At 35.8% G+C, this 14251-nt stretch carries 7 protein-coding genes and 1 tRNA gene; all 8 read right to left on the reverse strand.

Annotated elements, in window-relative coordinates; genetic code table 11:
• Positions 1–3 precede the first annotated feature (3 nt).
• Entirely contained in the window at positions 4–2070 is a 2067-nt protein-coding gene (locus IE051_RS07245) for a hypothetical protein (RefSeq protein ID WP_189360121.1), read from the reverse strand.
• A 14-nt stretch (positions 2071–2084) separates the two neighbouring features.
• Positions 2085–3569 (reverse strand): RagB/SusD family nutrient uptake outer membrane protein, encoded by a 1485-nt coding sequence (locus IE051_RS07250; RefSeq protein ID WP_189360122.1) that lies wholly within the window; start codon positions 3567–3569, stop codon positions 2085–2087.
• 13 nt (positions 3570–3582) lie between these two features.
• Positions 3583–6582, reverse strand: coding sequence for a SusC/RagA family TonB-linked outer membrane protein (locus IE051_RS07255; protein ID WP_189360123.1), 3000 nt, complete (start codon positions 6580–6582; stop codon positions 3583–3585).
• A gap of 230 nt (positions 6583–6812) precedes the next feature.
• Positions 6813–9620 carry a helix-turn-helix and ligand-binding sensor domain-containing protein gene (locus IE051_RS07260; protein ID WP_229796751.1) on the reverse strand — a complete coding sequence of 936 codons (2808 nt, stop codon included), beginning with the start codon at positions 9618–9620 and terminating at the stop codon, positions 6813–6815.
• A 508-nt stretch (positions 9621–10128) separates the two neighbouring features.
• Positions 10129–10202 (reverse strand) — tRNA-Arg (locus IE051_RS07265).
• A gap of 28 nt (positions 10203–10230) precedes the next feature.
• Entirely contained in the window at positions 10231–10680 is a 450-nt protein-coding gene (locus IE051_RS07270) for a GatB/YqeY domain-containing protein (protein ID WP_189360124.1), read from the reverse strand.
• 218 nt (positions 10681–10898) lie between these two features.
• Positions 10899–12881, reverse strand: coding sequence for a cell division protein FtsZ (gene ftsZ / locus IE051_RS07275; protein ID WP_189360125.1), 1983 nt, complete (start codon positions 12879–12881; stop codon positions 10899–10901).
• A 53-nt stretch (positions 12882–12934) separates the two neighbouring features.
• Positions 12935–14251 (reverse strand): cell division protein FtsA, encoded by a 1317-nt coding sequence (gene ftsA / locus IE051_RS07280; protein WP_189360126.1) that lies wholly within the window; start codon positions 14249–14251, stop codon positions 12935–12937.

The raw sequence follows: 14251 nt of genomic DNA on the forward strand, positions 1-14251 counted from the left end.
TTTTTAGATTTTCACAAGTTTATATTGCCAATAAGTTCCTCCACCTACATCAATACTCACGTTTATAGTGTTAGCATCTGCAAAAGTGACATTATATACCACAGCATCTGGTGCGGCATTTGGATCAGAAATCTCAGAACCATTCACGGCTTTTGGCAGACCTATATAAGACCCTTTGCCATTTAGAGTAAATGTTCCGGCTCCACCATCATAAGAATATGTTGCTGGAATTGAGCCATCATGAGGTGCTACAGGAGTTCCACAAGAATCTCCTCCGCCTTGCCATCCTTCAATCCAAGTTTCAGCACCTGGAACATTTTGGAACGATCCATCTGCGCCAAACACATATAAATCATCATAATAACATGCTCTTCCTGTTACACAAGCAGGATCACAATTCCACCAGCTTACATCTCCAAGAGAAGGACCAACACCTAAGGCACCGCCTTCATTTGCTAATTGCCAAGTTCCAGTTAAAGGCGTGGTTACTACCCCTGCTCTAATCAATTTAAATTGCCAGAACGTACCGCCTCCAACATCAATATTAACTGCAATAGTATCATTATCTAAAAACTCAAGATTATAAGTTATTGACGCCGGAGCATCTCCTGGGCTTGATAATTCTCCGCCATTGTAAGCTTTTGCTAAACCAATGAAAGCGCCAACGCCACTTAAGGTAACAGTACCTGCACCCTCATCATAGACATAGGTTGCTGGGTTAGATCCATCATGAGGTGCAACTGGAGTACCACATGAGTCTCCGCCACCTTGCCAACCTTCAGTCCAAGTTTCAGCACCTAAATCATTTTGGAAAGATCCATCGTTACCAAAAATATACACATCGTCATAATAACATGCTCTGGCTGCAACACAATCCGCATCACAATTCCACCAACTAACATCACCAACAGAAGGTCCAACACCCAAAGCACCACCTTCTGGAGCCATTACCCATTGTCCTGGTAATCCTGTTGCACCACTTGAAGGGATGGTTTGATTAATATCATCTATATAAAATGTCCATTCTGGTCCTCCGGCACCAACTGTACCAAAATCAAAGAAGTACACTAATTTTTGATAAGATTGAGATTCATCAATATCAGAGAAATCAAAAACGGCTTCTTCCCATGTACTAGTACCTTCCAAAGTAACTTCCTTCTCAACAAAAATTCCAGCATCGTCAAGGTTTTCAATTTTCAATAGAAGTTTACCACCTGCTCTTGGAGACCACACATTCATTTTTATAGCTTTTTTCAAGCTAAAATCAATTGGTGAAGACATAGTGATTACGTTTCCTGCCCATACTTCTGGACCACCTTTTACAATTTCACCTACTTTTGAAGATGAATTTCCATTGGTATCGGGATTATCAATTACTGCTGCAGAAGCACCACCAAACCCAATAAAAGCAGAAGCGTCAAATACCTCAAAATCTACAGGAAATACTACTGGTGCAGAAATGGTAACTGTTTGTTCTAGTTCGCTAGATTCAACACCTCCACTTAAGGCAACTACCTTAATATTATAATCACCAACACCTGGATACTCGTTACTAACAGTACCGTCCAACTCTAAAGGCGTACCTTCTTCATCTGGATTAGTAGTGTCAAAAAATACGAGAAAACTTGATGCATAATCCGCCGTAGCCGATACATTAAGTACAAATGGATTTGCGCCATCTATCGCTGTATTAATTGTAATATTCTCAGGAGCTCTGAATGACACATTTACCGTTTGTGTACCTGTAGCTGATTTACCATTGATACCTGTAGCCGTAATAATGGCCTCAAAAGTACCTTCGGCATACATATGCTCAGCATATTCCCCAGGAGCTAAAGATTCTGAAACTTCAGAACCATCTCCAAAATCAACTACAAAACTTGCCACACCATCACCTGTTGGGGTAATCTGCGTCAACCCTGTGTTATCAGGAATAACATTTACACCAGCAGAGATATTAGTTGGTGCTGCTATATTTTTAACAAAATCGACGTTCTCATCCTTATCGCAGCCAAATATCATCAGCATAGCGATAGCACAAAAACTAGTTATATATTTCATTGTTTTCATAATTTTTCTTTTTTTTAGTAATTCGGGTTTTGTGACCAATTTCCATTAGCAAATTGAATCTCCTCGATTGGAATTGGGAAAATATTATGCTTTCCCTCTACAAATCCGGGGATTCTTGATCCATCACCAGTTCTAACCAGGTCAAAGAAACGGTGTCCTTCTCCCATAAGTTCTAAACGTCTTTCTCTAGCTATTGCACTTGTAAGATTACTACCCGAGTCGGTTATATCAACAGAGTTGTCATCAACGCCATAAGCACGTCTTCTCACTCTGTTTAAATACTCTTGTGCTTTTGTATCACTAATTCCCCCAGTATTATAAGCTTCAGCAGCCATTAATAGCACATCTGCAAAACGAATGGCTCTGTAATTCCCAGGATTTGTTAAGTTTAAATCACCGGCAGCTTCTGAACTTCTTTTTCTTGGAATATATTTTCTATTAAAATACCCAGTATGTTCATAGCCTGTCCCAAAAGTAGCACCTTCTTGTGCAGCCCATGCGTCAATATCTAAAATTGCTATGTCCTTACGTAAATCAGCATCTTCAAAAGCATCATAAGATTCTTGAGTAGGTACATTAAAACTAAATCCAGAAGAAAACAATGGACCTGTGTAGTTTCTTATACCACTAAATCCAATGGCAACATTACCTTCACTACATTGCAAACAATCAAATCCTGCACCTTCAACATCTGTATATTGAACTTCAAAAACAGCCTCTATACTATTTTCGCCTTCAGCCTCCCAAAGCATTTCATAATCTTCAACCAAATCATAAGGTCCCATTTCAATTAAATTGTCAAAAACCGTAGTAGCCTCACCGTATTTCTCTTGGTATAAATAGGCCTTACCTAAAAGTGCTTGAGCAGAACCTTTTGTCGCTCTTCCCGCCTGAGGAGCAGTGTAAGTCAAATTAGCTACAGCATATTGCAAGTCTTTTTCAATTAGAGCGTATACATCAGCTACTGGCGAACGCGGAATCGATGTTTCATCACCTATTTGAAAGCGAGATTCTTTCAACGGTACAGGACCAAACCATTTTACCAATTCAAAATAATAATACGCTCTTAAGAATCTAGTTTCAGCAATAAGTGCCTCCCTACCTTCAAAGTCGATTTTATCCTGAAATTCCATAATGAAATTTGTTCTACTCACACCAGCGTACATCCAGTTCCATACATCTCTTAAATTACTATTTACAGGGGTATGAACCATGTCATCAATTTGTTGCCACCCAATAACATCGGTAGCGCTTTCACCTCCACAAAGGGTATTATCAGAAGCGATTTCCCCAAGAATGGCATTCACGTATGAAGATTGTAATAAATCATAAGCACCTACAAGGGCATCATAATAATCTGATTCTGAATTAAAGTAATTTTCGGAATCAATATTGTAGACTTGAACATCTTCAAGGTACGCATCGCCACAAGAATGAGCTCCAAACACAACCACTGCAATGGTTAAAGCTTTCGTTATTTTATTTATATATTTTTTCATCTTGTATATTATTTTAGATTGATAGATTTAAACCAATAATAAATTGTCTCGCAATAGGGTAGAAACCATAGTCAATTCCTCCTCCAATAGCAGCCCCATTTGTCGCTGCTGGATCATAACCATTATATTTTGTAATGGTAAACGGGTTGTTTATTAAGGTATAAATACGAAGCTTTTTGATGCCAATTTTTTCAACAACATCATCCCCTAAAGAATAACCTAACTGAATGTTTTGGACTCTTAAGAATGACGAATCTTCAACATAAAAATCTGAAAACAATCTATTAGTTGTTCCTCCATTAGTCACTCTTGGAACAGAGTTGCTAGTACCTTCACCGGTCCATCTATCTAAATACAATTTCAAGCGGTTTACATTAGATTGATCACGCTCATAGTTTCTAACGGTCTCTTTTCCTAACTCTGCATACATGTATGCTCCAAAATCCCAGTTTTTATAATCAAAGCTTAAATTAAGCCCCATAATATAATCTGCTTGAGGTTTTCCCAATTTGGTTCTATCTGCATCAGTAATTTCACCGTCATTATCTATATCTAAAAAGCGAATATCTCCTGGAGCTGCATCCGGTTGTGCTGAAGCATCAACTTCGGCTTGATTTTGAAATAAACCATTGGTCTTGTACCCTAGGAAATACCCAACCGGTTGACCTGGTTCTAAAACTGCTATTTGTGGTTGACCAACACTAAAATCACCACCTCTTGAAGGAATATTGTCTCTTACCTCAAGTACTTCACCTTCAATCTTAGTAACGTTATAGTTTATGGCAAAAGCTGTGTTATCATTAATTTGATTTTTATAACCTATTGCTAATTCAATACCTGTATTTCGTGTAGTACCTGCATTTACAGTTGGTAATCCCGCTCCGGGAGCAAAACCACCTAAAATACCTGAAACAGGAAAACTAGAAATTAACAAATCTTCTCTATCTTCAATGAAATAGTCAGCTACAATAGTTAGTTTGTTATCAAACATGTTTAAATCTAAACCAACATCAAACTTTTTTGCTGTTTCCCATGAAGCATCAGGGTTTGGTATTCTACCACTGGCTCTACCGTTAGTAATTGCACCATCTAAAACATAAGTTGCTTCACCATCTAAAAGGGCTCTATATAAATCAGCACCAGTATTATTACCCAGAGTACCAAAACTACCTCTTAACTTCAAGAAATTAATCGTTTCCGAATCCTCCAAAAATGCTTCATCAGAAATTTTCCAACCTGCGGTTACAGAGGAGAAGTAATCAATTCGATTATCTGGAGAAAAATCAGAAGATCCATCTCTACGAATCATTGCAGATAATAAGTACTTCCCTTTATAATCATATTGTACTCTACCAAAGAATGAAGACAACCGACTATCATAGGTATAAGAATTTGCATTTTTTGTTTCGCTTATTCCATTAGCTAACTGTATTTCAGCAAAATCCCACGAGTTATTGGGTACGTCAAAACCTGTACCACTTAAATTATCTCCCCAATCTCTAATAACACTTGTACCAAGTGTAAACGTTGTATTATGGTTTTCAGCAAAAGTTCTTTGATAATTACCAAAGGTCTCCCAAGTGTAAGAATTATTAGTGTTTCTATATTGGTTTACACTGCTTCTTGGGTTATTAAATACTTTACCTGAACCATATTCCACCTCAGGGCTAAATGTTTTTCCTTTATCATTATAAGATCTTATACCAAGACGAGAAGTGAATGACAAACCTTCAATAGGCGTATAGACCAACTGAAATGTACCCTCAATAGCATTTCCATTATAATCGTTGTACGTGTTAGCTATTTGAGTTAAAGGATTAATCACCTCGTTTCCTAAAAAACCAGAAGGATCTCCTTCATCAACACCATACGTTGGTGCGTAATTAAGCGCGTTAAATAACGGTGTCCCTAAAGCATTTTCACCAATGGTTTGTCGGTTTGAATTAAAGTAGTTTGCGGAAGTTGTAAACTTCAACTTTTTGCCTATATCAAATCCTAGTTTGATTTTAACATTGGCTCTTCTAAAATTTGATTTTTCAGGTGAAATAATACCTTTTTGGTCTATATAAGATCCCCCAAAATAATAAGTACTTGTTTCTCCACCACCTGAAGCACTAACATTATGGTTCATTATAGGAGCGGTAGTAAACAATTCATCCTGCCAGTTGGTTCCTACGCCTAAACCACTTACATCAGGATAAGGTAAGGCCTCACCATTTGCTGCATGGCTTTCATTAAGGATTAGGGCATACTCCGTAGCATTTAAATATGGCAATTTACGTGTAGTTTGTTGCACACCAGTAAATCCGTTATAGTTGATTTTTAATGCCTGGTTCTTTTTACCACTTTTAGTAGTTACCAAAACCACCCCGTTTGCACCTTCTATACCATAAATTGCTGCTTGAGCATCTTTAAGAATTGAAAAGGTTTCAATATCACTAGGGTTAATGGTGTTTAAATCTCCTTTGTAACCGTCAACAATTACTAAAGGTCCATTGTCACCGTTTGAACTAACACCTCTAATTAAGATGTTGAATCCACCACCTGGTGAACCCGAGGGAGCGGTTACTGCTACCCCAGCTGAAGTACCTTGTAACGCCTGGGCTGCATCTACTGGTTTTAAATCCTCAATGGTTTGTGAATCTACAATGGCCACTGCCCCTGTAACATCCTTTTTCTTTTGTGTACCATAACCAATAACAACTACTTCATCTAGTTGCGCTAAGTCTTCTTGTAAGACAATAGTTAAAGGTTCATTGCTTGTGATAGTAATTTCTTTAGTTACATATCCTATGTAACTAACGGTAATTATCGAACCCGTTTCAACCTCGTTTAAAGTAAAATTACCATCAAAGTCTGTTGTAGATCCTTTGCTAGTATCCTTTACAATAATGTTTGCCCCAGGAACTGGAAATCCTGTTTCATCCTGAACAACTCCACTTATGTCCACATTTTGTGCACTGGAGTATGCTATAAAGAATAAGGTTAAAATTTTGAATAGCGTGTGTCTCATAAAATTGTTAGTTTTTGTTTTAAGTAAAATTATCGAATCACATTGTTGATTTAATAATTTACACCGCTACAAAAAACATACAATTCAAAAAAAAGGACACATTTTTATTAAAACCCCAATAATTACAAGGTTTTAACATAGATTTAAGGAAATTAAATTTTTAACCAAAAAACCACTTTTTAAGCCAATGTTGTGGTCTTGTATAGGTATAAAATAGCTGTGTTGTGGTTTTAAATTTCCAAAATATAATCCGTTAAGCTTGATTCATGCTTTAGATTCATTTTTTTCCTCAACCTATAACGTTTAACCTCAACACTTCTAGATGAGATATTTAACAATGGAGCAATCTCTTTTGATGACAAATTAAGTCTCAAATAGGTACATAACCTTAAGTCATTTGAAGTGAGTTCTGGGTGAAGAGATTTAATCTTTTTCAAAAAATCCTTATCGGCATTATTAAACGCCTCTTCAAAAACATGCCAATCATCATTATTGTTTAGATTCCTATCAATTATCTTAACCACTTGTTTGATGCTCTTACTATCTTCTGTACTTAATAATTCCTTTTTAATACTATTCAAAAACTCATTCTTTTTAATTAAACTCATAGTAGAAATACCAAGCTCTCTATTCTTACTTTCAATATCCTGCCTCAGCTTATCATTATTAAATCGCATAAGCTGCTGCTTATTTTCTAACTCCTTTAATTCCAACTCGCGCTGAGACTCTTTAAGTAATACCTCCCGCTGTTTTCTATAATACCTTGTATATACATTATGCATAAACAATGAAAATAAAAGCACTAGTATAACATATATGCCGATCATCACATTGGTTAAAAACCATGGTCTGTCAATACTAAATTCATACGACGCCGTATTTTCGGTCACTCTATTCCCAACACGTGCCCTTAATTTGAATACATAATCCCCAAATGATAAATTTTTAAACAGTGTATGAGCATCCGTAGACCAATCGCTCCATTCTGGATACATACCTTCAAGCTTATATTGATATTCTGTATCAATATACTTATCAAACTCTGCTACACTAAAATTAAAAAGCACATCGCTCTCTGAATTTTCAAAAAATCCTTTTTCCAATTTATTAACTGTATCAGGCGGCGCGTTAAATTTGCTTTTAACAATCGTGTTAAGGACCACATTATAATTCTTTTTAGGTAGTCTTTCCAAATCTACCATAGTATACCCTGTAGAAGTACCAATTAAATAGCGCTCTTTATCAATATGGGTAATATTTTCATACCCCGTCAAACCTCTTGGTAAAGATTGTGATAAGGATATCGAATTAATTTTTGGAACATCACTTAACTTACCTGGTGACAAATAATTTAAACTGTATTTTGAAAAAGCCCATAAGGTATTGGTCAATGGGGTATTAATTAACTTCCCTGAAGTATATTCATTACTTTTAAAAAGTGTGCTCAATACCGAATCTTTTACAAACTTATTATATTCATCTTGGTATGTGAAAACACCTTTTTTACAGCCGAACAATAGTTTATCCTTATATTTCACAATACTAGAATGAAGCTCTTTATCTACTGCTGGAATTTTTTCTATTTTTAATGCCTTTTTAAAATCCTTATCTACCTCTAATTTAAATACCCCTTTATATTCATGGCTTATGAAAATATGATTATTATATAATTCATAAAACCTACTTGACAAATCAAAACCTTCAATTCTATTTCTTAGCACCCAATTACCATTTTGGTTTTCTATCACATACAATCCATTGTAATTGCCCTGAAGCAGCCAATTAGGATTTCCAGGAATCGCTTTAATATCCCAAGTCCCATGATCAATGCCCTTAATTTTTTTGGCCTCTCTCCCGCTTACTATAGAGGTTCCTGTATCATGACCACAGAACAAAACATCATCAAAAACAACTAAATTCCATACAGATTCCTGAATTCCAGAAAGTAAAGCAAACTCTCCATCACTATTTAAAGGTTTATAAAACAAACCTTGATTAGTTCCTAAATACAAAACATCATTAAAGACTGTCGATGTATGCACCGTTCCTAATTTACCATCCTCATCCTTATAAGTAGTAAATGGAGATTTAATATTTATACAATTTATTCCATTTTCCAAAGCCAACCAGATATTGCTATCCTCATCCTCAAAAACCGCATGCACCGTATTATTACTCAGACCATGTATTACATCAATTTTATAATCCAGTTTCCCGTCATCAGTTAAATGAAGAATACCATCAGATCTTGTTCCTAAAACAAAGCTTCCATCTCTTAACTGAATACTTCTGAAAACACTTACTTCAGAAAGCACGTTATTAGCTGTTATATTCCACTTTGAAATACCATTATTAGATAACACATAGAACCCTTCGTTTTCGGTTTCTACTAATAAGCCATCATTAGTTTTATATATATTAACAAGCCTATTGTATGCCACAATCGGATTATCAGAAACTAACTTAGCATCCCCATTTTCTATTTTATAAATACCTTCATTGGTTTTTTGGAAATAAATACTTTCATCCACCTCAAACATTTTGTAAATAATTGATTGGGATTCTATAGTACTATAAGTACCATCTAATTTATTATATATATATATGCGCCTTAAGGATTGAAACAATATATAATCTTCAACACTAAGGATATTCCAAAAGCTTTCTTCTTCAACAAATTCTATTTCTAAGGCCTCAGAAAGGGAAGAATAGAATAAGATGCCGAAATCATTTTTTTGCCAATACCCAAAATCGTTGTTACTTCCGGAATAAATTAAATTATCAATTACACTAACAGATCGCATTATAGTTTCATTCGGCGATTCATATAGTTTCCAATAAGCGCCATTATACTCTAAAAGTCCTTTATTATTTGCGACATAAATATTTCGATCTTTAGATTGGGCAACACTCCAATTCTGTGTTTCAGCCTCGTAATCAGTAGCTGAAAATACTTCTATAGGAGGCTGTTCTTGTGCAGTTAATTTCAAAACAAAAAACACACACAACAAAAAGTGATTATAATCTATTAGTTTCATTTTAGCCATTAATTTAGTTGTAGTGTTAGCAATATATATAAAATAAAGGAATTAAGCCTGTTATTACCAATTTTGTATGGTACTCAACTCAAGTAAAAACAAACAATACAGGTTACGGAAAACACAATACATTAAACTGCTTAGATAACGATAACAAAAACACAAGGTTTTTACACCCTATTTCTTTGGCAACTCTATAGGTTGGGGTAAAGTAATATTTTATGACGCAAAACACCAATTTCAGAATACGGTAGCAGCATAAATCATAGCATCTCTAATAAAGAAAAAACACATGCCAAGCCCTTGGTAAGCCTATTTTTGAAATAGATTCCTATCTAGCAGATCCTTCTAAGCTAGAGCTCAGCATTTTTAAGACAGAAGACCTACTTTTTAAAACAACTATAGCGCCAAGACCTAAAAATGAACAACCTGCATGAATCAAACAAAACCATGCAAATAAAAAAAGCTTCAATCATTTGATAAACAAATCATTGAAGCCTTTTAATTGTGACCGCGAAGGGATTCGAACCCCCAACCCTCAGAGCCGAAATCTGATATTCTATCCAGTTGAACTACGCAGCCATTATATCCTGAATTATAGGATTATATGTTATGATAATTTCGATTTCACGATAGTAGAAATAGTTTTCCCATCAGCCCTTCCTGCCAACTCCTTATTCACTATTCCCATGACTTTCCCCATATCTTTCATCCCTGACGCACCTATTTGATCTATAGTTGCAACAACCACTTTTTCAATTTCCTCATTAGTCAAGGCTTCAGGTAAAAACTGGGCTATCACTTCAGCTTCAGCCAATTCAGGAGCAGCAAGGTCTTCTCGTCCTTGTTCCAAATAAATAGCCGCACTATCTTTGCGTTGCTTTACTTGCTTTTGAAGTATTTTAAGTTCCTGCTCTTCGCTTAAATCTTCTTTTACACCTCTTTCAGTTTGAGCTAATAATATTGCCGATTTAACCGCACGTAAAGCTGTTAGCGCTACCTGATCCTTAGTTTTCATTGCGACTTTTAAGGCCGACATAACATCTTGCTGTAAACTCATTATTTCTTTATTTGACTGCGAAGATAAAAAAAAGTTGGATGCCTAAACTTAGAAGTACAAATAAAAAAGAATTATTACTATCAACATTTTAATTACATCAAAACCTATATGGCACAGGTCCATTTTAAAGACAAAACAATCCCAATTAAAAACCCGAAAAGCTGAGGGAGGCCTATTCGGGTTCATTACATAGTAAAAGTTAGTCAATGGAACTTTAATTAATCTACGTTATCATGCAAAAAAGAATTATTACTTCTTAGTTGAATATCATCGTTATCATCTAAGCCAATACTTGTTCGTGACATATCAGTTTCAGATGAATGTTTAGCTTCATTTAAATTAACGCCCTGACGTTTGTAGGCAGGTACTTTTTCAATATCATCAATTTTAGAACTATTAAATTTATAGTTAAAATCTTTCATTTTACGCCTACGCTCTTCAGCCCGCTCCTTTAGTAATTCTGAAATAGGCGTGTTCATTGGGTCAATTTCCTGAGCATCATCTTCTTCAAGCACAACGCTTTTCACAACCTTTCTTTCAAAAGCAATATCATTATCTTCTTCTATTGGCTCAGCTACGGCATCCTTTTTACTTAAAGAAGACTCTTCGTCTGAATAATCATCTAAAGCATATCGAATATCGCCATCTTTATTAGTCTCTGTGACAGTAATGAGCTCAACATAATCATTTACAGCAATATCTTTAACATCGTCATCAATCAAATCATAAGATACCACATCCTCAACTTTTCTCTTTTCAAATTGATCCTGATCATCCTCGGATAAAGGCAAATCAAAGGTTAACGTAATTTGCTTCTCTTCTTCTATATATTCAGAAATAGTGTCTTGTTCAAGTAAACTATCTAAATCCGTAGACATTCGCGTCACCGGCTTAATAATGAAATCTTCTTCATCTTCAATAGTAGCAGAAACCTCATTATAGACAACGTCTATATTTTTTATTAAATCAGACGTTGAAATTAAATCTATGTTATGGTCTGTCTTTTCTGTTTTTTGTTTGATTGTAAATTGTTCAGCATCATCCTCTTCAACATCTAAATCTAAGGTATGACGAACAACAGGCGTTTCTTTTTCTTCTTTCAGCTCAATTACAGGTGCAATGATTACCGGCTCCTTTTGCGCTGCGTCTAACTCTTGATCTTCACTAAGAGAATGCACTACTTTTTTAGTCTCTGTATTAGAAATCTCATCCTGTTGTTCAATATTAAAACCCGTAGCAATAATAGTCACGGCAATAGATTCTTCAAGCGTTTCATCTTCACCAACACCCATTATAATATTAGCGCCATGACCAGCTTCATTTTGGATATGATCATTTATTTCCCCTATTTCATCAATTGTAATTTCCTGAGCACCAGAAACGATAAGCAACAATACGTTTTTAGCGCCGGTTATTTTATTGTCATTCAATAGTGGTGAGTCTAAAGCATTGCGAATGGCATCTTGAGCACGATTTTGGCCAGAAGCTAATGATGAGCCCATTATTGCGGTACCACTATTACTCAATACCGTTTTAGCATCACGTAAATCAATATTTTGTGTATAGTGATGTGTTATTACTTCGGCTATACCACGAGCAGCAGTAGATAAAACCTCATCAGCTTTAGAGAAGCCAGCTTTGAATCCTAAATTCCCATAAACTTCACGAAGTTTATTATTGTTTATAACAATAAGCGAATCAACAACACTTCTTAATTTTTCAATTCCTTTTTGAGATTGCTCAAGACGCATTTTCCCTTCAAATTGAAAAGGCATAGTCACAATACCAACGGTTAAGATATCCAAATCCTTAGCCATTTTAGCAATTATAGGAGCCGCACCAGTACCCGTACCTCCTCCCATTCCGGCAGTAATAAAGACCATTTTTGTATTAGAGTCTAACATTTGAGAAATATCATCAAAACTTTCTACTGCAGACTGCTCTCCAATATCGGGATTTGCTCCAGCCCCTAAACCTTCTGTAAGCGTAAGACCTAATTGGATTTTGTTTGGAACACCACTATTTTGGAGGGCTTGGGCATCCGTATTACAGACGTAAAAATCTACACCTTTAATACCTTGTTGGAACATATGGTTAATGGCATTACTTCCGCCACCACCAACGCCTATAACTTTAATTACGTTTGATTGATTCTTGGGTAAATCAAATGAAATACTTTCGAATTCTTTGTTGCTGCTCATAAATTCAGTTTTACTGGGGGTTTGTACTTTATAATTTTAATTCAATGGTTTAATCACTCAGCGTTATCTAAAAAATCTTTAACGCGCTCTGTCAACTTATCAAGGAATGAGCGTCTTTCCTTAATAGGTGCTTCTTTTGGTTCTTCTTCAACAGAGGTATCTGATTCTAATAAATCTTCAACATCCTGCTGCTGCTCAGTTTTCTTACGTTCTTGTCTTTTTAATCCGTCTAATACAAGACCAACGGCTGTAGCGAAAAGAGGGCTTGTGATATCGTCATCACTATCGCCAGCCAAATGTTCATTGGGATAGCCAATTCTGGTATCCATTCCGGTTATATACTCTACTAATTGTTTTAGGTGTTTCAACTGACTGCCTCCTCCAGTTAAAACTATACCTGCTATTAATTTTTTCTTTTGCTCTTCATGCCCATAATTCTTAATCTCAACATAGACTTGTTCCACAATCTCCACTACACGAGCATGAATTATTTTTGAAAGATTTTTTAAGGTTATTTCTTTAGGCTCGCGACCTCGTAATCCAGGAATTGACACAATCTCATTATCCTTATTTTCTCCAGGCCATGCCGAGCCAAATTTTATTTTTAATAATTCAGCTTGTTTTTCAATTATTGAACACCCCTCTTTGATATCTTCGGTAATAACATTGCCGCCAAAAGGAATCACTGCAGTATGACGAATAATTCCATCTCTAAAAATGGCTAAATCAGTAGTTCCCCCTCCTATATCAATTAAAGCGACACCTGCTTCCTTCTCTTCCTGACTTAAAACTGCATTAGCTGATGCCAAAGGCTCTAGTGTAATACCTTCTAAATTCAATCCGGCACTTTGAACACAGCGGCCAATATTTCTAATGGAAGACACTTGCCCCACTACAACATGAAAATTGGCCTCTAACCTTCCACCATACATACCAATAGGCTCCGTTATTTCAGCTTGGCCATCAATTTTATATTCTTGAGGTAAAACATGAATAATTTCTTCTCCCGGAAGCATTACCAATTTATGAACCTGATTGATTAATCGATCAATATCATCATCATCAATTACGGTATCAGAATTAGACCGTGTTATGTAATCACTGTGCTGTAAACTTCTAATATGTTGCCCTGCAATACCAACGGTAACATCTTGAATCTTCATTTCTGCAGCAATCTCAGCTTCTTGAATGGCCTGTTGGATGGATTGAATAGTTTGCGTAATATTATTTACTACACCACGATGAACACCTAAGCTTTTAGATTTACCAATACCTAAGATCTCAACCTTACCGTATTCATTCTTACGCCCAATCATGGCCACAATTTTTGTGGTTCCTATGTCTAATCCTACTGCTAAATTATGCTCCAT

The sequence above is a fragment of the Algibacter mikhailovii genome (genome assembly GCF_014651495.1).
GTDB classification, from domain to species: domain Bacteria; phylum Bacteroidota; class Bacteroidia; order Flavobacteriales; family Flavobacteriaceae; genus Algibacter_E; species Algibacter_E mikhailovii.